This window comes from Burkholderia sp. NRF60-BP8 (genome assembly GCF_001522585.2).
GTDB lineage: Bacteria > Pseudomonadota > Gammaproteobacteria > Burkholderiales > Burkholderiaceae > Burkholderia.
On sequence record NZ_CP013372.1, the window covers coordinates 2,371,821 to 2,397,894 of the forward strand.

Annotated in this window: 21 protein-coding genes; 11 read left to right on the top strand and 10 right to left on the bottom strand. The window is 68.0% G+C overall.

Annotated features, from left to right (window positions below; translation table 11 throughout):
* The first annotated feature begins 280 nt into the window (after positions 1-280).
* Positions 281-2,449: a TonB-dependent siderophore receptor gene (locus WS54_RS10975; RefSeq protein ID WP_059782850.1), complete on the top strand. Its 2,169-nt coding sequence runs from the start codon at positions 281-283 to the stop codon at positions 2,447-2,449.
* A 69-nt stretch (positions 2,450-2,518) separates the two neighbouring features.
* Here WS54_RS10975 and WS54_RS10980 read toward each other — a convergent pair whose 3' ends face one another.
* From WS54_RS10980 to WS54_RS10990, 3 genes are read right to left on the bottom strand one after another with little or no spacing between them, the layout of a single operon-like run.
* A complete protein-coding gene (locus WS54_RS10980) occupies positions 2,519-3,550 on the bottom strand; it encodes a Zn-dependent oxidoreductase (RefSeq protein WP_059782895.1) in 1,032 nt (343 codons plus the stop codon).
* Between the two features lie 29 nt (positions 3,551-3,579).
* On the bottom strand, positions 3,580-4,788 hold the full coding sequence (gene manD / locus WS54_RS10985; protein WP_059782847.1) for a D-mannonate dehydratase ManD: 1,209 nt from the start codon (positions 4,786-4,788) through the stop codon (positions 3,580-3,582).
* Positions 4,789-4,809: 21 nt separating this feature from the next.
* Positions 4,810-5,541, bottom strand: a complete 732-nt coding sequence (locus tag WS54_RS10990) for a GntR family transcriptional regulator (RefSeq protein ID WP_059782845.1) — start codon at positions 5,539-5,541, stop codon at positions 4,810-4,812.
* A gap of 158 nt (positions 5,542-5,699) precedes the next feature.
* On the opposite strand from WS54_RS10990, the gene WS54_RS10995 reads away from it, so the two are divergent.
* Together WS54_RS10995 and WS54_RS11000 are read left to right on the top strand one after the other, a co-directional pair.
* Complete coding sequence (locus WS54_RS10995) at positions 5,700-7,163, top strand: mannitol dehydrogenase family protein (protein WP_059782843.1); 1,464 nt, start codon at positions 5,700-5,702, stop codon at positions 7,161-7,163.
* Between the two features lie 128 nt (positions 7,164-7,291).
* The gene (locus WS54_RS11000) at positions 7,292-8,569 is read left to right on the top strand and encodes an MFS transporter (RefSeq protein WP_059782841.1); all 1,278 of its coding nucleotides are present in this window, start codon (positions 7,292-7,294) and stop codon (positions 8,567-8,569) included.
* A 208-nt stretch (positions 8,570-8,777) separates the two neighbouring features.
* On the opposite strand, the gene WS54_RS11010 is transcribed toward WS54_RS11000, so the two are convergent.
* The 3 genes from WS54_RS11010 to WS54_RS11020 form a co-directional block, all read right to left on the bottom strand.
* Complete coding sequence (locus tag WS54_RS11010) at positions 8,778-10,703, bottom strand: hypothetical protein (protein WP_059782839.1); 1,926 nt, start codon at positions 10,701-10,703, stop codon at positions 8,778-8,780.
* A gap of 444 nt (positions 10,704-11,147) precedes the next feature.
* Positions 11,148-11,579 (bottom strand): GFA family protein, encoded by a 432-nt coding sequence (locus WS54_RS11015; protein WP_034204144.1) that lies wholly within the window; start codon positions 11,577-11,579, stop codon positions 11,148-11,150.
* Positions 11,580-11,681: 102 nt separating this feature from the next.
* Positions 11,682-12,875, bottom strand: coding sequence for a porin (locus WS54_RS11020; RefSeq protein ID WP_059782893.1), 1,194 nt, complete (start codon positions 12,873-12,875; stop codon positions 11,682-11,684).
* Between the two features lie 300 nt (positions 12,876-13,175).
* Here WS54_RS11020 and WS54_RS11030 point away from each other — a divergent pair, with 300 nt between their 5' ends.
* The 3 genes from WS54_RS11030 to WS54_RS11040 all read left to right on the top strand — a co-directional run bounded on the left by WS54_RS11030 (position 13,176) and on the right by WS54_RS11040 (position 15,246).
* Entirely contained in the window at positions 13,176-13,808 is a 633-nt protein-coding gene (locus tag WS54_RS11030; protein ID WP_059782837.1) for a LysE family translocator, read from the top strand.
* Positions 13,809-13,820: 12 nt separating this feature from the next.
* A complete protein-coding gene (locus tag WS54_RS11035) occupies positions 13,821-14,357 on the top strand; it encodes a GNAT family N-acetyltransferase (protein ID WP_059782835.1) in 537 nt (178 codons plus the stop codon).
* A 154-nt stretch (positions 14,358-14,511) separates the two neighbouring features.
* Positions 14,512-15,246 (top strand): metallophosphoesterase family protein, encoded by a 735-nt coding sequence (locus tag WS54_RS11040; protein ID WP_059782833.1) that lies wholly within the window; start codon positions 14,512-14,514, stop codon positions 15,244-15,246.
* A gap of 82 nt (positions 15,247-15,328) precedes the next feature.
* On the opposite strand, the gene WS54_RS11045 is transcribed toward WS54_RS11040, so the two are convergent.
* A complete protein-coding gene (locus WS54_RS11045) occupies positions 15,329-16,651 on the bottom strand; it encodes an ATP-binding protein (protein WP_034204139.1) in 1,323 nt (440 codons plus the stop codon).
* On the bottom strand, positions 16,648-17,388 hold the full coding sequence (locus WS54_RS11050) for a response regulator (RefSeq protein WP_034204138.1): 741 nt from the start codon (positions 17,386-17,388) through the stop codon (positions 16,648-16,650). Before WS54_RS11050 ends, WS54_RS11045 begins: the two co-directional genes overlap by 4 nt.
* Before the next feature lie 238 nt (positions 17,389-17,626).
* Here WS54_RS11050 and WS54_RS11060 point away from each other — a divergent pair, with 238 nt between their 5' ends.
* The 3 genes from WS54_RS11060 to WS54_RS11070 all read left to right on the top strand — a co-directional run bounded on the left by WS54_RS11060 (position 17,627) and on the right by WS54_RS11070 (position 19,466).
* Positions 17,627-18,199: a thioredoxin family protein gene (locus WS54_RS11060; RefSeq protein ID WP_059782831.1), complete on the top strand. Its 573-nt coding sequence runs from the start codon at positions 17,627-17,629 to the stop codon at positions 18,197-18,199.
* Between the two features lie 308 nt (positions 18,200-18,507).
* Positions 18,508-19,128 carry a type VI secretion system amidase effector protein Tae4 gene (locus tag WS54_RS11065; RefSeq protein WP_082725121.1) on the top strand — a complete coding sequence of 207 codons (621 nt, stop codon included), beginning with the start codon at positions 18,508-18,510 and terminating at the stop codon, positions 19,126-19,128.
* Positions 19,125-19,466: a hypothetical protein gene (locus WS54_RS11070; RefSeq protein WP_236872716.1), complete on the top strand. Its 342-nt coding sequence runs from the start codon at positions 19,125-19,127 to the stop codon at positions 19,464-19,466. The genes WS54_RS11065 and WS54_RS11070 overlap by 4 nt, the downstream gene beginning before the upstream one ends.
* 37 nt (positions 19,467-19,503) lie before the next feature.
* Here the strand turns inward: WS54_RS11070 and WS54_RS11075 are convergent, their stop codons facing one another.
* Positions 19,504-20,145, bottom strand: a complete 642-nt coding sequence (locus WS54_RS11075; protein WP_059782830.1) for an FMN-binding negative transcriptional regulator — start codon at positions 20,143-20,145, stop codon at positions 19,504-19,506.
* A gap of 123 nt (positions 20,146-20,268) precedes the next feature.
* Between WS54_RS11075 and pdxR the strand changes: the two genes are divergently transcribed.
* Positions 20,269-21,777 (top strand): MocR-like pyridoxine biosynthesis transcription factor PdxR, encoded by a 1,509-nt coding sequence (gene pdxR / locus WS54_RS11080; protein ID WP_059782827.1) that lies wholly within the window; start codon positions 20,269-20,271, stop codon positions 21,775-21,777.
* A 124-nt stretch (positions 21,778-21,901) separates the two neighbouring features.
* On the top strand, positions 21,902-24,139 hold the full coding sequence (locus WS54_RS11085; protein ID WP_059782826.1) for a penicillin-binding protein 1A: 2,238 nt from the start codon (positions 21,902-21,904) through the stop codon (positions 24,137-24,139).
* A gap of 20 nt (positions 24,140-24,159) precedes the next feature.
* Here WS54_RS11085 and WS54_RS11090 read toward each other — a convergent pair whose 3' ends face one another.
* A complete protein-coding gene (locus WS54_RS11090; protein ID WP_059782824.1) occupies positions 24,160-26,058 on the bottom strand; it encodes a WG repeat-containing protein in 1,899 nt (632 codons plus the stop codon).
* Positions 26,059-26,074 lie beyond the last annotated feature (16 nt).

The window sequence follows — 26,074 nt, forward strand, 5'->3', positions numbered from 1 at the left end:
CCGCGTGGTCGTGCGCGGTGCATGGCGTCGCACTGAATGCGACGTGACAGGAAGATGACATGGTGCGGCCCCCGGCTCTCTCGTTGAATTTCACTGCGTCTAATTTTGGCCGCTACGGTAGCAGACTGCCGGCAGGCCGGCAATCGAGCGGCGAGCGCTGCCCGGTCGCCTCATTACAATTGCAAATGATTCTCATTACGTATATCATGCGCGTCCTGGCCGCACTGCAACGCCGCGGCCCGCAACACGATCCTCAGCACGCCTCTTCCTGCATCGATTCATGCCATTCCGCCGAATGCCCCGCCGTGCCCGGACCCTGCGTCCGTGGCGTACACGCCTGCCGGTCTTGCTCACCCTCTGCGCCGCGAGCGGCGTGCAGGCCGCGGGCGCCGAACCCGTTGCGCCCGCAACCGCCGCTGCGGCGCCGGCCGAACACGAACTCCCGGCGATCAACGTCAACGCGTCGTCGGCCGTCGATCCGACGATCGGCTATCAGCCACGCACGACGAGCATCGCGGGCGGCGACGACCGTGCGCTCACGGAGATCCCGCAGTCGGTCGCGGTGGTCAGCAGCAGCGTGATGCAGGATCAGCAGGCGCGCTCGCTCGACGACGTGCTCGGCAACATCAGCGGCGTCACGCAGACGAACACGCTCGGCGGCACGCGCGACGCGTTCATCAAGCGCGGCTTCGGATCGAACAACGACGGCTCGGTGCTGGTCGACGGCGTGCGCACGCCGGTGCTGCACAGCTATCTCGCGACGATCGATCGCGTCGAAGTACTGAAAGGCCCCGCCTCGCTGCTGTACGGGATGCAGGATCCGGGCGGCGTGATCAACCTCGTCACGCGCAAGCCGGAAGACACGTTCGGCGGCTCGATCTCCGCGTCGCGCACGAACCACGGCGGCAGCAACGCGCAGTTCGATCTCACGGGGCCGCTCGGCAAGCCGGGGCAAGTCGCGGGCGGCACGCTCGCATTCCGGCTGACCGGCGAATACGACACGAGCCGCTACTGGCGCAGCTTCGGCCGCGAACGCCATGCGCTGATCGCGCCCGCGCTGTCGTGGCACGACGCGAACACGTCGATCGACGTCAGCTACCAGTACGTCGACTACACGACGCCGTTCGACCGCGGCACCGTGCTCGTGAACGGCCAGCTCGACGATGCGCTGCGCTATCGCCGCTACGAGGAGGCGTGGTCGCAAAGCAGCGGCATCCAGGAAACGCTGCGTACGCGCATCGAGCACCGCTTCTCCGATGCATGGCGCGTGCGCGCGACCTACGGCTGGGGCCGCGACCGTTACGACCAGTTCATCACGCGCGCCACCGCGTTCAACAGCAGGACCGGCGCGCTGACGCGCTCGTCCGATGCGAACCTCGGACGCAACGATTCCGACCAGATCGCGACGCTCGGCCTGCTCGGCAACGTGACGCTCGCGGGGATGCACCACGCGATCTACGTCGGCGGCGAATACGAACGGCAGCGCAGCTTCCGCGGCGACACGATCCGCGGCAAGGCGACGACGGGCTTCAATCTCTACGATCCCGTGTACGGCCTGCTCGCGCCCGGCGGCATACCCAATACGAAGCAAAGCGATTCGCGCTCGGTCGTGCATGCGTATTCGACGATCGTGCAGGACTCGGTGAAAATCACCGAGCGCCTCACCGCGGTGGGCGGGCTGCGCTGGGAAAACTGGCAGCAGGAATCGGGGATGGGTCGGCCGTTCGTGTTCGCCGACCGCTCGCGCGGCAGCGTCTGGCTGCCGCAGTTCGGGCTCGCGTATGCGCTCACGCCGGCGCTGACCGCGTACGCGAACGTGAGCCGCTCGTTCAAGCCGAACGTCGCGTCGAACGTCGCGGCGCCGCTCGCGCCGGAATACGGCCGCGTGCTCGAGGCCGGGCTGAAGTTCAGCCTGAAGCCCGCGATCACGGGCACGCTCGCCGTGTACCAGATCGACAAGCGCAACGTCGCGGTCACGGTCGGCGACATCACGTCGACGATCGGCACCGCGCGCTCGCGCGGAATCGAACTCGACGTCGCCGGGCAAATCACGCGCCACCTGAGCGTGATCGGCAGCTATGCGTATACGAACGCGAACGATCGCGACAGCAATACGCCGCTCGTCAACGTCGCGCGCCACACGGGCAGCCTGTTCGCGGTCTACGACACGGCCATCGCGAACCTGCCCGGACGCTGGCGCTTCGGCGGCGGGGCGCGGCTCGTCGGCGCGCGCTCGGGCGACACCGCGAACAGCTTCACGCTGCCCGGCTACGTGAGCGTCGACGCGTTCGCGGCGTACGAAACGACGATCGGCAAATTCCCGACCCGCTTCCAGCTCAACGTGAAGAACCTGCTCGACAAGACCTACTATCCGTCGAGCAACAGCAACCTGATCGTCGCGGTCGGCGAGCCGCGGCTCGTCACGCTGACCACGACGGTATCGTTCTGACGCATCTTCGCGCCGGGCGGCCGGGGCCGGGGCCGTGCCACGCGCCCCGGCCGGCGACACGAGCCGATCTCACCCGCCCACGAAGTCGAGCAGGATCTTGCAGCTTTCCGCGGGATGGCGCTCGGCCATCTCGAACGCCTGCTTGACGTCGCGAAAGCTCACCTTGTGCGTGACGATGTGCTCGGGCTGGATCAGCCCTCGACCGATCCAGTCGATCACCTGCGGGAACATCGCGCAGTTCAGCCGCGATGCCGCGAGCGTCAGTTCCTTCTTCGTCAGCTCGGCCTGCACGATCGCGGACGCCTCCGACGAGAAGCCGAGCACGCCGATCCGGCCGGCCGGCGCGGCGATCTTCACGGCCTCCTCGAGAATAGACGGATGGCAGACCGCATCGAAGATCAGCGTCGGGCCGCCGTCGACGCCGCGCTTTTCCAATGCATCGGGCAACGACTCGACGCTCGTGTTGATGATCTCGTCCTCCGCCGCGCCGCATTTGCGCGCGAGCTGCAGCCGCGCGTCGAGCCGGTCGGTGATGAACGCGCGAATTCCGTACACGCGCTTGAGCACCTGCAGGATCGTCAGCCCGACGGTGCCGGCGCCGTAGATCAACGCGACATCGCCCGGCAGCACGCCGGTGCGCGACGTCGCATTCGCGGCCACCGCGAACGGCTCGACGATCGCTGCGCACGTATCGGCAATCTCGTCCGGAATCCGGTACGCGTTGCCGGCCGGCACGCACGTGTATTCGCTGAAGCCGCCGTCGCGATGCACACCGAGCACGGTGAGGTGCCGGCACACGTTGCGGCGGCCGATCGTGCACGCGTGACAATGCCCGCAGCTGATCACCGGATCGACCGCGATGATCTCGCCGAGCCGCGCGGCATCGACGCCCACGCCGACCGACTCGATCGTCCCGACGAATTCGTGGCCGATGATGCGCGGGTACGACACGAACGGGTTCTTGCCGTGAAAGATATGCAGGTCCGACCCGCAGATGCCCGCATAGCGGACCTTCACGCGCACTTCGCCGGCGGCGGGCGCGGGCAGCGACACCTCGCGCACGCTCATGCTGTTCGGACGATCGACAACGACGCTCAACATTTCGGTTCTCTCCTTCGGATCTTCGTCGCTCACCAGTTCCACATCGAACCGTCGCGCAGCCGGGCAACCGGCAGGTACGCGCGCTCGTACGGATATTTCGCGGCCAGGGCCTCGTCGATGTCGACGCCGAGACCGGGCACGTCGTCCATCACGAGATAGCCGTCCTCGAAGCGGTAGCTGTGCGGAAACACTTCGTCGGTCAGCGCGCTGTGCGGCATCAGCTCCTGGATGCCGAAGTTCGGCGCCCACAGTCCGAAGTTCACCGCCGCCGCCATGCAGACAGGCGACAGGTCGGTCGCGCCGTGAAAGCCCGTGCGCACCTGGTACATCGCCGCGTAGTCGGCAATGCGCCGCACGTGCGTGATGCCCCCCGCATGCACGATCGTCGCGCGGATGTAGTCGATCAACTGGTCGCGGATCAAATCCTTGCAATCCCAGATCGAGTTGAATACCTCGCCGACCGCGAGCGGCGTCGTCGTGTGCTGGCGAATCAGGCGGAACGCGTCCTGGTTCTCCGCTGGCGTCACGTCCTCGAGCCAGAACAGCCGATGCGGTTCGAGATCGCGGCCGAGCCGCGCGGCCTCGATCGGCGTGAGCCGATGATGCGCGTCGTGCAGTAGGTGCGGCGCGTCGCCGACCGCTTCGCGCACCTTGCGGAACAGTTCAGGCGTGTGGCGCAGGTAGAGCGCGGTGTCCCACGGCTCCTCGGGCGGCAACCCCTTTTCGGCCGGCTCGTACGCGCCCGCCGTCTTGCCGACGCCGTACACCTTGTCGAGCCCCGGCACGCCCGACTGCACGCGAATCGCGCGGAAGCCGGCCTCGATATGCGCACGCACCGCGTCGACCGCTTCCTCGTGATCGCGCCCGTTCGCGTGGCCGTATACCATCAGCCCGTCGCGACTCTTGCCGCCGAGCAGCTGGTAGACGGGCATGCCGGCGAGCTTGCCCAGGATGTCCCACAGCGCCATGTCGATCGCGGCGATCGCCGTCATCGTCACAGGCCCGCGCCGCCAGTAAGCGCCGCGATACAGGTATTGCCAGATGTCCTCGATGTTGCGCGGGTCGCGGCCGACGAGGCACGGGAACACGTGGTCTTCCAGATACGCGCGCACCGCGAGCTCGCGCCCGTTGAGCGTCGCGTCGCCAAGGCCGTAGATGCCTTCGTCGGTCACGATCTTCACCGTTACGAAGTTCCGGCCCGGACACGTGACGATGGTCTGCAAGCGTTCGATTTTCACTGCGTTCCTCCGGCAGGCGATTCAGTCGACAAAGTAATGAGGCGCGCGGCTGCGCACTTCGGGCAGATGCGAGCCGATCCGGTCGACGTGCGTCGCGACCGCCGCGCCGAGGAGCGCCATGTTGCGCGACGCGATGTGCGCGAGGAGTTGTTCGTGCTCCTGCAACGCGCGGCGCGCATGATCCTCGACGCGGTCGAGCAGCAGCCAGCGCACACGGTCGAACTGGCGCTTCATCGGCTGCAGCATTTCCCATACGTGCGGCCGGCCCGCGAACGCGAACATCCGGCCGTGCATCGCCTCGTCGAGATCGAAGAACGCTTCGGCATCGTGCGCGGCCACGGCCGCGCGCTGCGCGTCGATGATTCGCGACAGCTCCGCGAGCTGCTCCGGCGTGATCTTCTGCGCAAGTTCGACGTGGTTCGCGCATTCGAGCGTGCTGCGCGCGAACCGCCCTTCCTCGAGGATCGACACCGGAATCGGCGCGACCAGCGTGCCGACCTTCCGGTAGATCTGCACGAGCCGCTCGTCGGCAAGCTGCGCGAACGCTTCGCGCACCGGCGTGCGACTGACCTTGATCGTCGTGGAGATCACGGCCTCCGACAGCGCGGTGCGTGGCGGCAGCGCGCCGCGCACGATCGCGTGGCGCAGCAGCGCGTGCACCTGCTCCGTATACGACCGGCTCTCGTCCAGCGAGAACCCTTGCAACGCCGTGACGACGACGTCCTCTTCTTCCCGTGCTGCCGTTTCGCTCATGTTTGTCGATTGATCCGACTCGATATCGATATCTACCATGGTACAGAAGATGTAAAACCCGGGCGATCTGGCGTTTACACCAATAACTTTCGCGAAAGACTCGAAATAACCTGCACGCATCTCGCTTTCTACCATGGTACAAACAGTCGCCGACCGCCATGCCTCCCGTTCCCGACTTCCTGCGCACCGCGCCGCCCGGCACGCGCCGCCCCCGTTATGACCGGCAGGCGGTCCGCACGGGGATCGTCCATCTCGGCCTCGGCGCGTTCCATCGCGCGCATCAGGCACTCCATACGGAAACGGTGCTCGAACAGGGCGATCTCCGCTGGGGCATCGTGGGCGTCGAACTGCGGCGGCGTCATACCGTCGACCTGCTCGCCGCGCAGGATCACCTGTACACCGTGTCCGAACGCGATGGCGGCGGCGTGCGCACGCGCATCGTCGGCGCCGTGCACGGCGCGCTGTTCGCACCCGAATCGCTGCCTGCGCTGCTGGCGCTGATCGCCGATCCGGCCGTGTCGATCGTCAGCCTGACCGTGACCGAGAAAGGCTATTGCCGCCGCCCCGGCGGCAGGCTCGACGCCGACGATCCGGCCATCCGGCAGGATCTCGCGACGCCCGACGCGCCGCGCACCGCGCTCGGCGTGATCGCGGCCGGCCTGCGCGTGCGGCCGGCGAACGCGCCGCTCACCATCGTTTGCTGCGACAACATGACGTCGAACGGCGACACGCTGCGCGCGCTGCTGATCGACTACGCGGAACGCATCGACGGCGCGCTCGCGCGGCGCATCCGCGACGACGTCGCGTTCCCGAACAGCATGGTCGACCGGATCGTGCCGGCCGCGACGCCCGAATCGCTCGACTGGGCGCACGCGCATCTCGGCGCGCGCGACGCGGCCGCGATCGTCTGCGAGCCGTTCTCGCAATGGGTGATCGAGGATCGTTTCGCCGGCCCGCGCCCGCGCTGGGAAGACGCCGGCGCGCACCTGGTCGGCGACGTGCGGCCGTACGAAACGATGAAGCTGCGGCTGTTGAACGGCTCGCATTCGGCCATCGCGTATGCGGCGCAACTACGCGGGCGCGCGACCGTGTCCGATGCGATGGCCGATCCGGCGATCGCGGCGCTCGTCGACGGCGTGATGACGCGCGACCTGCTCGCAACCGTCGACGTGCCGTCCGGTTATGACGCGCACGGCTATTGCGCGACGCTCGTGCAGCGCTTCCGGAATCCGACGCTCGCGCATCGCACCGAACAGATCGCGATGGACGGCACGCAGAAGGTGCCGCTGCGCTGGCTGCCGGCGCTCGGCGAAAGCGCGGCGGCCGGCATCGAACGGCCGTATCTGGAGCGTGCACTGGCGCTCTGGCTGCACTACCTCGCCACCGCGCACGACGAATCGGGCCGGCCGCTGACGATCATCGATCCGGGTGCGGCCGCGCTCGGCGCGACGCTGTCGGCGGCCGGCGATGCAACCGGCGCGGTTCGGGCCGCACTCGGCAGCCCCGCGCTCGCCGGTTCGGTCCCATGGCCGGACGCGTTGATCGCGCGCATCGGCACGCATCTGGCGACGCTGCGCACACACGGCACCGACGCTTTGCTCGCGCCGTTGCACGCGCACTGAACGACCGCCCACCCGGTTCGCCGCAACCGGCGCGAACCGCGCAATACCCCTGCCCGCCGAGGTCCGTGCCGACGCGGCGATCGATGACAAAACATGACGGCCGGCCCACCGGCACGAAGGAGACGGACATGAAGCAGAAGTCGCAGGCGTGGTTCACGGTGTTCCTGCTGTTCCTGGTGTATGGAATCAACTACCTCGACCGCGTCGCGCTGTCGATCGTCGCTCCGATCGTGCAGAGCGATCTCGGCATCGACGCCGCGCAGATGGGCCTCGTGTTCAGCACGTTCTTCATCGGCTACGCGCTGTTCAATTTCATCGGCGGGCTCGCGTCCGACCGGCTCGGGCCGAAGCTCGTGTACGTGCTGTCGGTGGGGCTATGGTCGGTGTTCTGCGGGATGACCGCGCTCACCGTCGGCTTCGTGAGTCTGCTGATCGTGCGGCTGCTGTTCGGCATGGCCGAAGGGCCGCTGTGCTCGGCCGCGAACAAGATGGTCAACAACTGGCTGCCGCGCGACGCCGCCGCAACCGCGATGGGTCTGCTGAGCGCCGGATCGCCGCTCGGCGGCGCGATCGCCGGGCCGATCGTCGGCCTGCTGGCCGCGCAGTTCGGCTGGCGGCCGGCATTCTGGATTGTCTGCGCGATCGGGCTCGCGTGGGTCGTCGTCTGGATGATGTCGACGTCCGACCGTCCGGCGACGCCGGTCAACGACGCACCGGGCGCGGGCGCGCCGACCCACGCACCCGCGGCCGCCGGCGCGGCGACGCCCGCGCATACGCTGTCGCACTACATGCGCCAGCCGCGCATCCTCGCGACCGCCGCCGCGTTCTTCAGTTACAACTACGTGCTGTTCTTCTTCCTGAGCTGGTTCCCGAGCTACCTCGTGCGCGCGCACCATTTGAACATCAAGGAAATGAGCGTCGCCACCGTCTTGCCCTGGCTCGTCGGCACGATCGGCCTCGCGTGCGGCGGCGCGATCTCGGATGCGCTCTACCGGCTCACCGGCAACCTGCTGCTGTCGCGCCGGATCGTGCTCGTGACCTGCCTGCTTGGCGCCGGCGCATGCGTGGCGGTAGCCGGCGCCGTGCAGTCAACGCAAGGTGCGGTCGCGCTGATGTCCGTGTCGCTGTTCTTCCTGTACGTGACGGGTGCGATCTACTGGGCGATCGTGCAGGACGTCGTGCATCCGGCCCGCGTCGGCGGCGTCAGCGGCTTTCTGCATTGCATGGGCAGCCTGTCGGGCGTGATCGGCCCGGCCGTCACCGGCCTCATCGTCGAACGCAGCGGCTCGTTCGCGTCCGCGTTCGTGCTGGCCGGTGCGATCGCACTCGCGGGCGCGGCATTGGCCGGCGTGTTCGTGCGCAACGCACGGCCGTCGGAAGTCCTGCGCGAACACACCGCGCACTGACGTCGCGAAGCGGCGGCGTGCCGCGCGACGCCGCCCTTGCCGGCGTCGCGGCCGGCATCATCATGAACGTCCGCAGGATCCGTGCTTCATGGGCGCCGTGCAGGATACGCGCGCGAAGTTCCATGAGTCGCCCGACTCGATGTACGGGCGCAGCACGAACGGCGCGTGCCCGGCGCGCCGTGACGCTCTGCCGGTGCGGCCGGCGCGCTCACGGGCGCCAGCGATACACGACGATGCTCGAGCCGTTGTAGTTGTCCTTCGTGATCACGTATTCGCCGGTCGAGCGCAGATACGCGCGCACGCCGTACATCGAATCGACGTCGTTGCCGACGTCCATCGCCGCCGCGTTCGAGTTCGTCAGCGTCGTGACGAGCGCGCCGGTGTTCAGGTCGAATACGTCGATGTTCGGCACCGTGTGCACATAGCCGACGAACAGGTAGTGGCCGGCCGCCGCGATCGATTTGGGGTTCGCGCTCGTCAGGTTGATCACCGGGTTCGGCGTGCTCGTGTTGCCGTTCTTCCAGCCGCGATAGACCTCGATGTGCCCGTTCATCGCGGTCCAGTCCCAGTTGCCCGCAAGGCCCTGCGCGAGGATCATCGTGTCGCTGTCGGCCTGGTAGATGATGCGCGTCACGGGCGCCACGCTGCTCGGCACGGCGGTCGTCACCGGCTTGCCCCATGACGGCTTGCCGGTCGCGTCGAAGCCGGTCATCGGGTAGCGCGTGATCACGTTGGAGCCGTTCAGGCCGGCCCACACGTCGCCGTTGCCGTCGATGTCGAAACCGGCCGTCACCTGCAACGTCGTGTTGAACGGCTTGCCGGGCAGCGAGCCGGCCGGAATCGCGATATAGCCGCTCGCGGGGTTGAAGTAGTAGAAGTTGAAGTTGCCCGGGTTCTGGCCCGACGCGATGAGGATCCGGTTGCCGCCGACCGTCACGAGCTGGCCGAAGTGCTGGCCGCGCTGATAGTCGTTCATGTCGAGGCGCGGGTCCTTCGGATAGGTGAACGGATCGACCGTGTTCGCGACGAACGTGCCGCCCGCGGTGCCCGTATAGACGTTGTTGCCGCTGAAGAACAACGTGCCGTCGGTCGCGGGGTCGGGCGCGGCGATGCCCTCGAAGTTCAGCGCCTGCAGTTTCCATTGCAGCGTGCCGACCGGGCTGTACGAGTGCAGATCGGTGCTGCCGTTGCGGCCGAGATCCCAGCCGCCGCCCCATGCATTGTTCAACACGTACAGGTTGCCGGCGGCATCCTTGCCGAGCGCCGCGACGCGCGTGAAGCGCTTGTCGCCGACCTGCCCCTTGATGCCCGTCGTCGTGTCGAGATAGCCGCCCTGCACGCCGAACGTGCCGATCTGCACGGGCATCCCGGGCAGCCCGCCGTATACCTTGATGTTCATGTCGGGCCCTTCGTCGCCCACCATCAAACGGCCCATCGAAGCATCGAAGTACAGCGACGCCGGCCGCGCGCCGGCCGCCATCTGCAGCGTGTTCATCGCCGCGCCGGTCGCGCTGAATTGCGCGACGACGCCCGCGCTCTTGCGCGCGACCCACAGGTTGCCGGCCGCATCGAGCGCCAGCGCGCCGGGGCCCGTGACGCCGATGTCGCGCTGCCACACGCCGTCGGTCGTATAGACGCGCACGCGGTTGCCGTAGAAGTCGCTCACGTACAGCAGGTTGCCGCCCGTCGCGAGGCCCGTGATCACGTCCGCGTACTGGATGCCCGTCCACGTGCTGACCGGAATGCGCAGGTCGCGCTGGTTCGTGCTCCGGTTGTAGCGGCCCACCGAGCCGCTGCCGAACGTGCGGTTGTAGCCGAGCGCGACGAACAGCGACGTCGAGTTGCCGGTGATCGCGCCGCCCTGGAATTCGTCGTGGATGCCGATCGTGCCGAGCGGCTGGCCGTTCTGGTAGATCGCGACGCCGCCCGCGTTCTCGTCCCAGCGCGACGCCGTGTAGATCACGCCTTCGGGCGCGACCCACATCGAGCGCGCGCCGTTGCCGACGTGCGACGCCAGCGTGCCGTACGTGTTCGCGAGCCAGTCGGTCGTGTATTGCGCCTGCGCATGGCTTGCCGGCGCCAGCATCGCCATGCACATTCCCAGCAATACCGCGCGGATTCGTTTCATTGACATGAATAATGCTCCCAGACGAACAATGGTCGACACTGTAAATCGCGGCGCATGAAATATTAGTGATTCCGGCAATGCGCATTCGCCGTTACCCCGAATTATTCACTCCGCGCCTTTTGCCGTCCGGCGCTTTTTCGTCAACGATCGCAAAATCTGCGAACCCTCGCCGCGACGGCCTGCCAGCCGCGCGGTTTCGGCGCATTCCCCGGCATTTTCTTCCGGGTCTCCGAATGCAGGCACGTCATTTTTTCTGACATGACCGCATTCCTTTTCATTCGCCGGAAGTCGTTCCGATTATTACAAATCGAAATTTAAATGAAAGAGAAAAAATATTGATCCGGCGCGATCCGCTTTTTGCGAGTTCGCGCACGGCAGGGAAAGCGGATGGGAAAGGAAAATGCGGCGGAAAAACGCGCGCCGGCCGTACCGGCACGCGGCGCCGATCGTTCAGTTCGTCGGGTCGAACGTCGGGCCGTCCCAGCCGTCGACGTATTTCGGCAGGGCATCGACGACGTCGATCACGCGTTGCCGGTAGAACAGGTGCATCGTCGGCTGCAGGTCGCCGGGCAATTGCCCGCCATGCGCACGCGCACTCAGGCTGTTCGGCACGACGCGCATGCCGAGCCGGTTCGTCCCGAACACGATCTCGCCGCACGACGCGCACCACGCGCGCGACATCGACTTCGACGGATGCGGGAACGTCGCGTGGCCGCCGTCGATCGTCACCTGCTCCGGCGGCCATGCGGTTGCGGACAGCATCGGCGTGCCATAGAAATCGCGGCAGGTCGCGCAATGGCAATTCGCACGCGCCGCCGGCTCGCCGCACAGCGTGACGGTCACGGCGCCGCACAGGCAGCGCGCGGAAAACGTTCGGGTCATGTCGTCTCCTCGAAAACGGAGGCGACAGTATAGGCGCCTGCACACGACGGGGCCCGCCGCGTAGCGGCAGCGGGCCCCGTTGCATGCGCAACGATCGCTGCGTCAGAACTTCTGGCGCAGCCCCAGGCTCACGATTGCCTGCGACCGCGAATCGGACGAATGGCCGTTCGCCTTGTCCGACACCGACGCGGTCGCGGCCACCGGCCGGCCGAGCGCGTCGAGCGTCGTACCGGACGCATGCTGATACGCGCCGAGCAGGTACACGCTGGTGCGCTTCGACAGGTCGTAGACGGCGCCGAGCGTGACGTTGTGATACTGCGCGCGGTTGTCGATGCCGTCGACGTCGCTGCCGCGCGTGTAGCTGTAGCCGGCGAACAGCTGCGTCTGCGGCTGCACGTTCCAGCGCGTGAACACGCCCGCGACGTTGAAGGTCGCGTGGCCGCTGAACAGCGACTGCGCGCCGCCGCGGTACTGCACGTTGCTGTAGTTCACGCCGACGACGGCCGGGCCGAAGTCGTACGTCGCCCCCGTCGCGATCACCTGCTGCGACTGCGCGCTCGCGTAGCCTTCGTTGATCGACGAATTGAACAGGCCGTCGTCGGTGCTCTGCCACTTGCCCGCCGTCGGATCGGTCGCGCCCGTCTTGCTGTTGTCCGAGCGCTCGTAGCCGACGCCCACGCGCAGCGGGCCGGCCGCGTACGCGGCGCCGACGCTCCACGTGTTGCGCTGCTTCATGCTGCCCGGCTGGCCGCCGAAGCCGTACAGCGCGCCGAACGTGAAGCCCGAGTAGTTCGCGCTCGTGTACTTGATCGCGCTGTCGACGCGCGCGGTCTGGTCGAGATCGTCGATGTCGCCCGGGTGCGCGCCGAAGCCGCCGATGAACGACGACGGGCCGACCGGGCTCACGAAATCGTCGAGCGACGTGTACTGGCGGCCGAGCGTGATCGTGCCGTAGCGGTCGCTGCCGACGCCGACGAACGCCTGCCGGCCGAACTGGCGGCCGCCCTGGCCCGACGTGCCGTTGGTGATGTCGAAGCCGTTCTCGAGGACGAACAGCGCGCGCATCCCGCCGCCGAGATCCTCCGAACCCTTGATGCCCCAGCGGCTGCCGGACAGGTTGCCGGTCGTGAGCCCGACGCTCGAATGCCCGGCGTACGCGCCCGCGGAGCCGACGCGTTCGTTGCTGCGATAGGTCACGCCCGCGTCGACGATGCCGTACAGCGTGACGGAGCTTTGCGCGGCGGCGATACCCGCGAGCGAGAGCAGCAGCGGGGCTGCGATCAGTTGCTTGTTCATGGTTTTCATGTCTCCGGGCGGTGAACCCGTTGTTCTGGCTGTGGCGAGTGGCGCGCGGGCGCCGACATCCGCCGGCGGTGCGAGGCCGGCGACGTTCGCGCGCGACGAAGCGGCGGGCATGCCCGCTGCGGCCGGTATGGTAGTTGGAACCGGTTCCGTTCCACAGCGGAATAATGACAACAGTTTCTTGCCAAAATTGAGATAGTCGAATGCACGGCCGGATGCGCGGTCGTCGCGCCTGTACAGCACGGGGCGACGCGGACGATAATCGGCTGCGCGCCTTCCATCGGGAGCTTCTTCATGCATGAAACGACCCTGCTGATCTTCGCCGCCGTCGCGTTCGTCGGCATCGCGACACCCGGCCCGACCGTGCTGCTCGCGCTGACCAACGGCTCGCGCTACGGCGTGCGCCGCGCGGCCTACGGTTTCGCGGGCGCGATGCTGTCGGACTGCGTGCTGATCGTCGCGGTCGCGCTCGGCCTCGGCGCGCTGCTGATGGCGTCGGCGTTCTGGTTCTCGGTCGTGAAATGGCTCGGCGCCGCCTACCTCGCCTATGTCGGCGTCCGGCTGCTGATGTCGAAGGGATCGCTCGACGTGGCGGCCGCGCAAGGCGGCACGGCCACCGGGCACCACGCGTCGATCTTCGCGAAAAGCTTCCTGACCGCGGTGACGAATCCGAAGGGCTATCTGTTCTTCTCCGCGTTCCTGCCGCAGTTCCTCGATCCGCAGGCGCCGCTCGCGCCGCAATACGTCGCGCTCGCAGTCACGTTCGCGCTGCTCGACGGCGTCGTGATGTTCGGCTACGCGCTGCTCGGCGCACGCGCGGTGCGACTGCTGAAGCGCTCGGGCGCGCTGTGGCTCGAACGCACGTGCGGCGCGATGCTGCTCGCGCTCGCCGGGTCGCTGGCGCTGTACCGACGCCATGCCGCGTAGGCGCCCGGTTCGATGAAAATCGCCGCACCGCCCCGCAGCGGATTCCCCGGCCTGTCGCTCCGGCAACTCGAACGCGCGGACCTCGACGCGTGGTACGCGTATCTGTCGAATCCCGACGTCGTCCGCCACACGAGCTGGAACCTGCGCTCGCCCGACGATCTGCTGCCGCTGTTCGACGACATCGAATCGGTCGATCCGGATTCGGTCCGGCGTCTCGCGATCGTCGACACGGCATCGGGCGCGCTCGCCGGGACGATCGGGCTGCATACGGTGTCCACCGTGAACCGCTCGGCGGAAATCGCGTACGACCTCGCGCCGACGCACTGGGGGCGCGGCATCGCGAGCGCGGTATGCGAAGCCGTCACCGCGTGGGCGTTCGCGCACGGCGGCTTCATCCGCATGCAGGCCGTCGTGCTGACCGGCAACGCCGGCTCCGCGCGCGTGCTGCAGAAGTGCGGCTACCGCTACGAAGGGCTGCTGCGCGCCTACAAGATGGTGCGCGGCACGCCGGGCGATTTCGCGATGTACGCACGGCTCGCGACCGACTGACGCGCCGCCCGCGGCCTCGCGCGCCGACGCCGTGACGCCGTGACGCCGTGACGCCGTGACGCCGTGACGCCGTGACGCCGTGACGCCGTGACGCGATTGGACGGCCCGCGCCGAATTGCGCGACAATCGCCGCTCCCCCCATCGACGCCCCGCCATGAAAATCGCCGCGCTGTCCGACATCCACGGCAATCTCGCCGCGCTCGACGCGGTGCTCGACGACGTCCGCCGCCGCGGCGCCGACGTGATCGTCAATCTCGGCGACATCGTGTCGGGCGCGCTCCATCCGGCCGAGACGGCCGACCGCCTGATCGCGCTCGGCCTGCCGACCGTCAAGGGCAACCACGAACGGCAGTTGCTCACCCTGGATCGCGACGCGATGCGGCTGTCCGATCGCTGGGCGCACGACACGCTGCGCGCCGACCAGCTCGACTGGATCGCCGCGCTGCCCGAACGCGTGATGCTCGACGGCGACGTGCTGTTGGTGCACGGCACGCCGGCCAGCGATCTCGTCTATTTCCTCGAAACGGTCACGCCCGACGGCTGCCGCGCGGCCACGCGCGACGAGATCGCGGAACGCGCGGGCGACGCGGCGGCCTCGCTGATCCTGTGCGGCCACACGCACGTGCCGCGTACCGCGAAGCTCGACGACGGCCGGCTGATCGTCAATCCGGGCAGCGTCGGGCTGCAGGCGTACGCGGACGACCTGCCGCATCCGCACCGGATCGAGACCGGCTCGCCCCATGCGCGCTACGCGATGGTGTCGCGCACGGCGGCCGGCTGGACCGTCGAATTCCATGCGGTCGAATACGACTGGCACACGGCCGCGGCCATCGCGGCTTCGCGCGGCCGCGACGACTGGACCGTCGCGCTGCGCACCGGCCGCTGCTGACGCGCATCCGCAACGCGTACGACGTCGCACGCGTCGGCGCGCGACCGCAACCGAAACCGCGACGCTCGCGCGCCGCGTCGCGTCATCCCGCGTTCCTCAGCGTCAGCCTCGCTTCGAGCCCGCCGCCGTCGGGCCGGTTGTTCAGCGTGAGCGTGCCGCCCATCGCAAGCGCGAGTTGCCGCGCGATCGCGAGGCCGAGCCCCGTGCCGCCCGTATCGCGATTGCGCGAGGTCTCCACGCGCCGGAACGGCTCGAACACCGCGTCGAGCTGATCGTCCGGAATGCCGGGCCCGCGGTCGAGCACCGCGATCACCGCGCCGCCGTCCGGCGCCGCCTGCACGTCGATCTCGGCCGCGCCCGCGAACTTCAGCGCGTTGTCGACCAGGTTGCCGACGATGCGGCGCAGCGCCTTCGGCCGCGTGACGAGCGCGAGCGGCGCGCGGCTGTGCAGCGCGACGTCCTGCCCCGCATCCGTGTAGTCGTACACGATGCTGTCGAGCAGCGCGTCGAGATCGATGCGGCGCGCGGCTTCCTCGGTACCGTGCAGCGTTCGCGCGTACGCGACGCCCTCCTTCACCAGATGCTCCATCTCCAGCAGGTCCTGGCGCAGCTTGGCGCCCTGCGTGTCGTCGTCCATCACGTCGACGCGCAGCCGCATCCGCGTGATCGGCGTCTGCAGATCGTGCGAGATCGACGCGAGGATCTGCATGCGCTCGGCCATGTACTGCGCGATGCGATCCTGCATCGCGTTGAAGGCCCGCGCGGCGCGCGCGACTTCCGACGGCCCCTCTTCGCTCAGCCGCTCGCCTTTCAGATCGGGGCCGAGCGCGTCGGCGGCCTGCGCGAGCTGCTTGAGCGGCCGCGTGGCAAGCCGCACCGCGAGCCAGCAGCACGCGGCCAGCACCGCGAGCTGCACCACGAGCACGGCCGGCAGCCAGCCCGACAGCGGCACCGTCGACATCGGATGGATGTCGATCGTCAGCGGCGACCCGTCGGTCAGCCGCAAATGGACCTGCAGATGTTCGCGGTCGCCGGGGATCGAATTCGCGGTCAGCGGGTAGTCGCCGCCGATGCCGTCCGAAATCGAGCGCTCGACGCGCGCCGACAGCCGCGCCTCCGGCGGCGTGCCGGTCTGGCCCGGCCCGAGGATGAACGCATAGCTGCGCCGCGCGAGACGCGGCAACCACGCGGCCCGCTCGGCCGGCGGCAGATGGTCGAGCAGCGCGACCGAGCTGGCGACCTCGCGCTCGATGTAGCCCATCATCAGGTTGGTGGTCGCCTGGTCCCGCTCGGTCACGGTGAGCCAGAACGACAGCGTCTGCGCGAGCGCGAGGCCCACGCACAGGATCAGCGCGAGCCGCGCGAACAGCGAGCGCGGCCAGCGCCACGGCATGCGCGCGCTCACGGCGTACCGCCGACGGCGGTCACGGCCGACGAGAACACGTAGCCCTCGTTGCGCAGCGTCTTGATGTAGCGCGGTTCGCGCGCGCCGTCGCGCAGGCGCTGGCGCAGCCGGCTCACGAGCAGGTCGATCGAGCGGTCGAACGGATCGGACTGGCGCCCTTGCGTGAGGTTGAGCAACTGGTCGCGCGTCAGCACGCGCTGCGGATTGTCGAGGAACACGCGCAGCAGCCGGTATTCGGCGCCGCTCAGCGCGACCAGCGTGCCGTCGGCGTCGAGCAGGTGGCGCCCGGTCGTGTCGAGCTGCCATTCGCCGAACGCCAGCAGCGCGGCCGTTTCCGTCACCTGCATGCCGGGCGGCAGCATGCGCGCGCGGCGCAGCACCGAGCGGATCCGCGCGAGCAGCTCGCGCACCGCGAACGGCTTGGCCAGGTAATCGTCGGCGCCCATCTCGAGGCCGATGATGCGGTCGGTTTCCTCGCCGCGTGCGGTCAGCATCAGCACCGGCACCGTGCGGAACTTGCCGGCGCGCAGGTCGCGGCACAGCGTCAGGCCGTCCTCGCCGGGCAGCATCAGGTCGAGCACGATCAGGTCGGGCGCGCCGTCGTCCAGCACGTTGCGCATCTCGCGGCCGTTCGCGGCCAGCGACACGCGCATGCCGTTCTTCTCCAGGTAGTCCGCGATCAGTTCGCGGATCGCGCGATCGTCGTCGACGATCAGCACGTGGTCGATCTTGTCCATGAGTCGTTGTCGGTATCGGTGTCGGGGTTCGTTCGGGCGGGCGATGTCCGCTTTTATACCGCACGACGGCCACGCGTTTGTATCCCAATGTATCGCGCCGCCGCGACGACACACAACATTGCACACGCGCGGCCGGCCGGACACATCGCAGATACGTCGGCGCCGCCTAATGGGGCCTGTCGAAACCCGTCCCGGCCGCCGCCATCGCGCCACGGCCCCCAAAGATCAGGAGAACGCCATGCTGCCCCGACTCAAGACCGCCGCCCTCGTCATCGCCCTCGCCGCCACGGCAGGGCTCGCCGCCTTCGCCGGCACCCGCGACGACGCGGGCGTGCAGGCGTCGCCGGCCGGCGCGACGGCGCCCGGTTTCACCGGCATCGACCGCTGGCACAACAGCCCGCCGCTGACGCTCGACCAGTTGCGCGGCAAGGTCGTGCTTGTCGATTTCTGGACGTATTCGTGCATCAACTGCATTCATACGATCCCGTATGTGAACGACTGGTATCGGAAGTATCGCGACCAGGGGCTCGTCGTGGTCGGCGTGCATACGCCGGAATATCCGTTCGAGCGCGACGCGAAGAACGTCGCCGATGCGATCAGGCGCTTCGACATCCGGTATCCGGTCGCGCAGGACAACCGCTACGACACGTGGCGCGCGTACGGCAACCAGTACTGGCCCGCGCTGTACCTGATCGATGCGAACGGCAAGATCGTCTATACGCGTTATGGCGAAGGCGGGTACGACAAGACGGAGGCCGCGATTCGGGGGGCGTTGGCGCAGGCGGGAGAAGGTCGAGCACGACAGCAATAGATGGCATGCAGCCGCGGGGAAGCTGATTCGGAAACATCAAACACACGCACGTGGGATTCATTTCGAGCCGCACGCTGACAGGCGGAATCACATCGATCAGGAAAGGCGCTTTCGACGAGCGGGTAAGGGCGACCAAGGAGGTAACGGCAGGATTGCCCTACTATATTGAAACGTCTGACGGCCGTATGCATTTCGGGCGTCTTGATTCAAGCGGAAAACTTCCCCGCATCCATACCGGTGACGAGGCAAGCGATTACACCGTCTACTGGGGTGATGACGCGCTGTCGAAACGAAACGGGGAGTAACCGATGCCACACACCGAGCCCACGAAAATCCAGACTACCAACACGAAAGATTCTGAGAAAGAGGTGCCATTAGCGGGAGTCACCTTCAAAGAACTTTGGGATAACTTCCCGTCCGGCAATCCGTACCGCGATCCGGCGTATACCAATCAATGCGCCATTCGCCTTAGCGTAACGCTGCACCGTGTCGGTATCGGAATGAAGTCGTTCAATGCAAGGAACGTCAAACCGATGTCGGGCGCAAAGACGATCGGCCGTATCTTGCTTGACGAGAAGCCCACCGCAACACGTGCCGATGAGCTGGGCGCATGGTTGCAGCTACAGCCGTTTGCAGGTCTTCCTAAAGCCGAAAACGTTACTGGGAAGGATTGGGAGTCGAAGGTCAAAGGCCGCACCGGCATCATCCACTTCTCAAGATACTGGACGCGCAGCGGCGAATCGGCCGAAAACGCGAGCGGTGGCCATATAGATTTATGGAACGGATCACGACTGACCGTCAGCAGCATACCCGGTGTTGCAGCAACGTTTGGCCGGGCTTTCGGTTTTCAGGCGTTCTTACCTGGAACGGATTTTGGTTGGTCCGACCTCCGCAACGCCAAACAGATCCATTTTTGGGAAATCAAATGATGCAACGCTTACTCGCCGCAGTCGCTTTCGCTATCTCGGGCTTTATCAGCGTCGTCGTATGGGCGGCGATAGACGCGCGCATATGCGCCAGTTTTGCACGATTTTGTGCACCTCGCCCTGGCGAATGCGGTGGTGGTGTTGACGCATGCGCCCCTACCCTTCATTCGACTCTGTTGCTGTTTATCCATGTGTTCGGACCACCCGCCATCTTTGCAGCATTGGGTTTCGGCCTGTTCGCTCGCCGCCGTCGCTCGGAAGTCATCTTCGGATATTTTGCAATCGCCGTCTCAATACATTGGCTTTTGACATTCCTGAGCGTACGCATACTGCATATCTGATCTCGGCGACGGCCGCCCTCATCTGGCGGCCCCCCAGTTATTCGTTCTTGTAGTCGGCCTCCGCCAGCATCGCCTCCCCGATCGCGAGATTGCCGTTCGCGACCAGCGCTTCGCCCGCGCCGCGAATATCGGCCACGGGCTTGTTCTGCCCGAGCTTGCGCTTGCCGATGAGCTGCGTGATCCTGATCTGCAGCCCGACGATCGATTGCAGCATCTCGTCCATGAAGTCCTGCGGTGCGTCGCCCATTTTCCACGGCACCGGCTGCGACGCTTCGTGCGTCCGCGTCAGCCGTGCGACCACGCCGCGCACGAACTTCTGGTCGTCGCGCGTCGTGATGCGGCCGTGCGCATGCACGACCCGGTAGTTCCACGTCGGCACCTCCCGGTGCGTCGCCTGCTTGCTCGGATACCAGCCCGGCGAGATGTATGCGTCGCCGGCACGGAAGATCGCGAGCACCTCGTCGCCGTCCGCGACGTCCTGCCAGATCGGATTCGCACGCGCGACGTGTGCGTGCAGTTCGCCGAGCCCGCCGTCGTCGTCGGGCATCAGCACGAACGGAATATGGATCGCGTCGAGCCCGTTCTTGCCGTGCGTGATCAGGCTGCCGAACGGATGCTGCACGATCAGCTCGCGCAGCACGTCGGGGTTGGGTTCGTTGTAAGCGGCAGGGATGTACATGTCGGCTCCACGGTCGTACGGGGTGGGAAATGGCGCGGGTGCTGACCCGTCATGGTTCGATTGTGGCTGCAAACTGGTTTATCCTGTAGAGCCGGTTTGAAACAATTTCAGCAGACCAGAATCATGGCAAGAACGGCCCGGATCGTCGAAATCCCGTCGCTCGGCGCGCTCGACCGCGCAGCCGGCGACCTGAGCCGCCAGCTCGCGCAGGCGCTGCGCGACGCCGTGCGCCGCGGCGACGTCCGGCCCGGCGACGCGCTGCCTTCCACGCGGCTGCTAGCCGCGTCGCTGCAGGTGGCGCGCGGCACCGTCGTCGACGCGTATGCGCAGCTCGTCGCCGAAGGCTTTCTCGAATCGCGCGGCGGCGCGGGCACGCGGGTCGCGAATGCGCTCGCGGAGGCGGCGCCCGGCACCGAGCCCGAGCCGCCTGCCCGGCGTCGGCGCCCGGAGCGCGACGGCCTGCCCGAGCCCGCCGCCACCTTCGCGCGGCTCGCCCACGAATTCAGTCCGCTGCCGGCCATGCCGTTCGCGATCTCGGTGCCGCTCGGCCTCACCGCGCCCGACGACATCTGGCGCCGGCTCGGCAATCGCCTGCGCGCCCGCGGCGCCGGCGCGCCGTCCGGCTATGCCGATCCGCAAGGCGCGCTGCCGCTGCGCGAGGCGATCGCCGACTACGTGCGCCGGTCGCGCTCGGTGCGCTGCGATGCCGGCCAGGTCGTGATCACGAGCGGCACGCAGCAGGGGCTGCATCTCGCGAGCCAGGTGCTGCTCGGCGAGAACGATCGTGCGTGGGTTGAGAATCCGGCCTATCGCGGCATCACCGCACTGCTCGAAAGCACCGGGCGGCGCGACGCGATAGTGCGCGTGCCGGTCGACGCCGACGGCCTCGACGTCGACGCGGGCGTGCGTCTCGCGCCCGATGCGCGCGCCGCGTTCGTCACGCCGTCGCACCAGTACCCGCTCGGCATGCCGCTGAGCATGGCGCGGCGCAATGCGCTGCTCGCGTGGGCGGGCACGCACCGCGCATGGGTCGTCGAAGACGACTACGACAGCGAATTGCGCTACGAAGGCTATCCGTTCCCGTCGCTGCAGGGCCTCGCGCCCGACCGCGTGATCTATCTCGGCACCTTCAGCAAGATCCTGTTTCCGTCGCTGCGGCTCGGCTACGTGATCGCACCCGACGATCTCGTGCCCGCGTTCTGCGGCGCGCGCGCGCTGATGGACCGCCACGCGCCGACCGCCGACCAGCACGTGCTCGCCGCGTTCATCGCCGAAGGCCATCTCGACCGCCACATCCGCCGCGTGCGCGGCGTCTATGCGGAACAGCGCGTGCTGCTGATCGACACGCTCGGCGCGCGGCTGCCGCGCGAGCGCGCGTGGGTACAGCCGGGCGACCAGGGGATGCACGTCGTGCTGTGGCTCGCGGCGGGCATCGACGATCTCGACGTGGTCGCGCGCGCCGCCGGGGCCGGTGTCGCGGTGCGTGCGGTGTCGCCGATGTTCGCGCCGGACACGGCGCGCCCCGGGCTCGTGCTCGGCTTCGGCGGATTCGGCCGCGCGCAGATGGAAGCGGCCGCGCAGCGGCTCGCGGACGTGGTTTCGTCGGTGGAATCGCGGCCCCGAACGCGATAAAAGGTTGGCGGCGGGCAACAAACGTAATCGTCTGTAAATCCTGCAAGCAAACGGCCGTTTCGGCGGCCGGCGCGCGGGTTCCGTTTGCTAGGATCGCGCGTCTTCGTTCCGCGCCCCTGCCGCCTTGAATCGCTTCGTGCCGTTTCTCCGAGACGCGTGGCTCCGTTGCCGCGCCCGTGTCGCGCCGCTCGCCGCCGCGTGCCGCACGCGCGTGCGCGCACTGTGTGCCGGCGCGCTGCATCGCCTGCGCCATCCGACCCGGCGCGGCGTGGCGCTGACGCTCGCCGCGCTCCCCGTGCTGGGCCTGCTGGTCCTGCTGGTCCTGCTCGCGTTCGTTCCGTTCACGCCGAGCATCGGCGACATCCGCAAGGCGCGCATCGACCGCCCCGCGCGCGTGCTGTCGGCCGACGGCCAGCTGATCGCCGAATTCCGGTCCGTGAACCGCGAATGGGTGCCGCTCAAGCAGATCTCGCCGCACATGGTCGACGCGCTGATCGCGACCGAGGATCACCGCTTCTACACGCATCACGGCATCGACTGGCGCCGCACGCTCGCGGCCGGGCTGCATACGTTCTCGGGCAGCCGCCAGGGCGGCTCGACGATCACGCAGCAGCTCGCACGCAATCTGTACCCCGACGAAGTCGGCCGCGCACCGACGCTCACGCGCAAGATGAAGGAGCTGATCACCGCGTTCAAGATCGAATCGGTGTACAGCAAGGACGAGATTCTCGAAACCTACCTGAATACCGTACCGTTCCTGTACAACGCATACGGCGTCGAAATGGCCGCGCGCACCTACTTCGGCAAGTCGGCGGACCAGCTCGACATCGCGGAAAGCGCGACGCTCGTCGGGATGTTGAAGGGCAACAGTTACTACAATCCGGTGCTGAATCCGGAACGCGCGGTCCAGCGGCGCAACATCGTACTCGGCCGGATGGCGCAGATGGGCATGCTGTCGCCGCGGCAACTCGCGAAACTGCAGCGCCAGCCGCTGCGCGTCGACTTCGAGCCGCAGACGGCGCAGCCGGGCCTCGCGCCGCATTTCGCGGTGCAACTGCGCAAATGGCTGATCGCGTGGGCCGACCGCAACGACCACGATCTCTACTCGGACGGCCTCGTCGTGCGCACGACGCTCGATGCGCGGCTGCAGGACATGGCCACGCAGGCGCTGACGCGGCAGACCGAACGGCTGCAGGCGATCGCCGACGGCGCGTGGCGCGGGCCGTCCGGCTGCGGGCTGCGCAACGATCTGTTCCGCGGCTTCATGCGCCAGACGCCCGAGTATCGGCAGGCACGCGACACCGGGCTCGCCGACGAGATTGCGCTGAAGCAGCTCGGCGCGAATCGCGCATTCATGCACGCGCTGTGCGAGCGCAAGACGCAGGTACAGGCAGGCTTCGTCGCGATCGATCCGCGCAACGGCGCGATCCGCGCATGGGTCGGCAGCCCCGATTTCGGCAGCGCGCCGTTCGATCACGTCGCGCAGGCGCGGCGCCAGCCGGGTTCGACCTTCAAGCCGTTCGTCTATGGCGCCGCGTTTGCGGACGGGATGCGGCCGGGCGATACGTTCGTCGACCGTCCCGTCGCGATCCCGATCGACGCGCACTCGGTGTGGCGTCCGACCGATGCGGAGCCGCCGACCGGCGAGCCGATGACGCTGCGCGACGGGCTGGCGCTGTCGCGCAACCGCATCACCGCGCAGGTCATGCAGCACGAAGGCGCCGCGAAGGTCGCGCAGCTCGCGCGTGCGATGGGCGTGCGCGACAGCCCGCTCGACGCGGTGCCGTCGCTCGCGCTCGGCACGAGCCCCGTCACGCTGAAGGAAATGGTGTCCGCGTACGGCACGATCGCGAACCGCGGCGTGTACGTCGCGCCGCAGATGATCACGCGCATCGAGGATCGCGACGGCAAGGTGCTCGCCGCGTTCGGCAGCGCGCCGCCCGAGCGCGCGTTACCGGTGGCCGCGGCGCAGACGCTCGTCGACGCGATGCGCGGCGTCGTCGATTACGGCACCGGCGCCGACATCCGCTCGCGCTACGGAATCCGGATCGACGTCGCGGGCAAGACCGGCACGACGCAGGACAACACGGACGGCTGGTTCATCCTGATGCATCCGCAACTGGTGGCCGGCGCGTGGGTCGGCTTCGACGACGGCAGCGTGACGCTGCGCAGCGACTACTGGGGCGCGGGCGCGCACAGCGCGCTGCCGATCGTCGGATCGTTCTACGATGCGGCGTTGCGCGCGCATGCGATCGATCCGCACGTGCAGTTCTCGCCGGACTTCCGGCCGCGCAGCGCACCGGCGCCGAAGCGGCGCGCGCAGCATTCGGGTTGGTTCGACTGGCTGAGATTCTTTCGCTGACGTGCGGGCGACGCTCCGGGCTACCGGGGCGTCGTCGTCGCGTGCCCGTCCGCGTACAGCCACACGGGCACGCCGTCGTCGCGCAGTGCCGCGACCGGTTCGTCCATGCTCCAGCGCTGCGCGATCTCGACACGGCGAACGAACCACGGCATCGACGTCGCAGGCGCGGCATCGTCGTCGCGGTCGTCGTCGAACAGCGTGTCGTCGCCGAGCCGCGTGTAATGCGCCGGATGGAGCACGGTGCCGTCCGCGCGCAATACCGTCGCGCGCACGTCGTCGCCGTCGTCATCCTGCACGCAGGCCAGCCAGCCGTGATCGGCGCCCCAGAACAGCCCGGCCACGTCGTCGTAGCGTCCCTGCGCGATCGTCGCGCCCGTCTCGAGATCGCAGATCGCCAGTTGCACCGGCTCGCCCGGCAGGACGCCGATCGCGTAACGCGTGAAAAGCTCGCCCGGCACCGCTTCGTCGTCGGGCAACCACGACAGCGCACCCATGTCGACGAAGTCGAACGGCGTCAGCACGCGGCCCTGCCCGTCGACGATCGCGCAACGTCCGTCGTCACGCCGCACGATATGGCGGATCGCACCGAGTTCGTCGAACATTTCCGCGCGGTCGCCGTCGATCAGCGGGGCCACTTCCGCGTAACACGGTTCGACGATCACCCGGCCTTTCGCATCGACGAGACCGACGTGACCGTTGCGCCGCGCGACGAACGCGCCGCACTCGGACGACCATTCGAGCGCGGCCCACTCGGGCTGCACGCGCCATTGCCCGTCGCGCCCGATCAGCCCCCACTGCTCCCGTTCGGCCACCGCCGCGACGGCGCCGTTCACGAATTCGTGCGCGTCGTCGAAACGCGGCGGAATCACCCACGCGCCATGTGTGTCGACGAAGCCCCAACGGCCGCCCAAGCTCGCGGACGCAACGCCGCCGGTGAACTCGCCGAAATCGTCGAGCGTCGGTTCGATCGCCCACGCACCATCCGTGCGCACGAGCCCGAACCGCTCGCCCACGCGCACGCAGGCGACGTCGCCGCTGAAATCCCACACCGCGTCGAACGCCGGTTCGCGCACGATCCGCGCCCCGTCGCCGTCGGCCAGCAACAGCCCGACCTTGCCGTCGCGCGCGGCCCACAGCAACCGGTCGTCACGCGCGCCGCTCGCCCACAGGTTCGCCCATTCGGGCGGCACGATCACGCGCCATGCATCGTCGGTTTCGCGCCGTACGCCCCACTGCCCGTTGCGCGAGCGAAAGCTGAACGTGCCGTCGCCGAGATAGTCGCCATGCAGTTCGCCGCCGCCGAACAGATCGTCGTAGGTCGCGCTGCGCGGCGGCTCCTGCCGCCAGAAGTAGTAGTGCGACACACCGCCGAACCCGAAGCCCCATGCCCAGTCGCGCCAGTCGGCGGGCGTGTCGATCTCCAGCAGGTCGCGCACGCCGCGCACGTCGCGGAAGTCCATGCAGTTCGCGACGCGCCACCACAGGCGCGTGCACGCATCGCGCTCCCCGGCGATGTAGTCGTTCGGGTCGCCCCCGTCGAACCATGACAGTTCGTCGAGGTTCGCGGACAGCCGCGGCGCGCCATGCGCGTCGCCGAGCGCATCGATCGATTCGCCCAGATGACGCACGAGCGCATCGAACTGGCGCGCCAGCGCCGGATCGTCGCCCGGCAGCGGATACGCGGTGACGAACGATGCGAGCCGGCTGACGCGCGCATGCGCGGCACGGGCGTCGCTCACGAGGTTAGGCGTGCCGGCGTCGCCGAACACGCGCTGATCGGTAATCGCATTGCCTGCGCCGCCGTCGGCAAGCAGCACGCGCCACAGCAGCGGGAAGTGGTTATTGGATTCCGCGAACGGGATCGTTCGCGCGTCGTCGCCGTCACCGGCCTGGAGATACAGCCATGCTCGATTGCCCATCGGAAGGAGTCGCCTC

Coding starts and splice junctions, on each gene's coding strand:
- pdxR (WP_059782827.1), top strand. CDS start 20,269: ATGGCAAGAACGGCCCGGATCGTCGAAATCCCGTCGCTCGGCGCGCTC.
- WS54_RS11010 (WP_059782839.1), bottom strand. CDS start 10,703: ATGTCAATGAAACGAATCCGCGCGGTATTGCTGGGAATGTGCATGGCG.
- WS54_RS10975 (WP_059782850.1), top strand. CDS start 281: ATGCCATTCCGCCGAATGCCCCGCCGTGCCCGGACCCTGCGTCCGTGG.
- WS54_RS11020 (WP_059782893.1), bottom strand. CDS start 12,875: ATGAACAAGCAACTGATCGCAGCCCCGCTGCTGCTCTCGCTCGCGGGT.
- WS54_RS10980 (WP_059782895.1), bottom strand. CDS start 3,550: ATGTTGAGCGTCGTTGTCGATCGTCCGAACAGCATGAGCGTGCGCGAG.
- WS54_RS11065 (WP_082725121.1), top strand. CDS start 18,508: ATGCCACACACCGAGCCCACGAAAATCCAGACTACCAACACGAAAGAT.
- WS54_RS11000 (WP_059782841.1), top strand. CDS start 7,292: ATGAAGCAGAAGTCGCAGGCGTGGTTCACGGTGTTCCTGCTGTTCCTG.
- WS54_RS11015 (WP_034204144.1), bottom strand. CDS start 11,579: ATGACCCGAACGTTTTCCGCGCGCTGCCTGTGCGGCGCCGTGACCGTC.
- WS54_RS11030 (WP_059782837.1), top strand. CDS start 13,176: ATGCATGAAACGACCCTGCTGATCTTCGCCGCCGTCGCGTTCGTCGGC.
- WS54_RS11070 (WP_236872716.1), top strand. CDS start 19,125: ATGATGCAACGCTTACTCGCCGCAGTCGCTTTCGCTATCTCGGGCTTT.
- WS54_RS10990 (WP_059782845.1), bottom strand. CDS start 5,541: ATGAGCGAAACGGCAGCACGGGAAGAAGAGGACGTCGTCGTCACGGCG.
- WS54_RS11075 (WP_059782830.1), bottom strand. CDS start 20,145: ATGTACATCCCTGCCGCTTACAACGAACCCAACCCCGACGTGCTGCGC.
- WS54_RS10995 (WP_059782843.1), top strand. CDS start 5,700: ATGCCTCCCGTTCCCGACTTCCTGCGCACCGCGCCGCCCGGCACGCGC.
- WS54_RS11050 (WP_034204138.1), bottom strand. CDS start 17,388: ATGGACAAGATCGACCACGTGCTGATCGTCGACGACGATCGCGCGATC.
- WS54_RS11040 (WP_059782833.1), top strand. CDS start 14,512: ATGAAAATCGCCGCGCTGTCCGACATCCACGGCAATCTCGCCGCGCTC.
- WS54_RS11060 (WP_059782831.1), top strand. CDS start 17,627: ATGCTGCCCCGACTCAAGACCGCCGCCCTCGTCATCGCCCTCGCCGCC.
- WS54_RS11090 (WP_059782824.1), bottom strand. CDS start 26,058: ATGGGCAATCGAGCATGGCTGTATCTCCAGGCCGGTGACGGCGACGAC.
- WS54_RS11035 (WP_059782835.1), top strand. CDS start 13,821: ATGAAAATCGCCGCACCGCCCCGCAGCGGATTCCCCGGCCTGTCGCTC.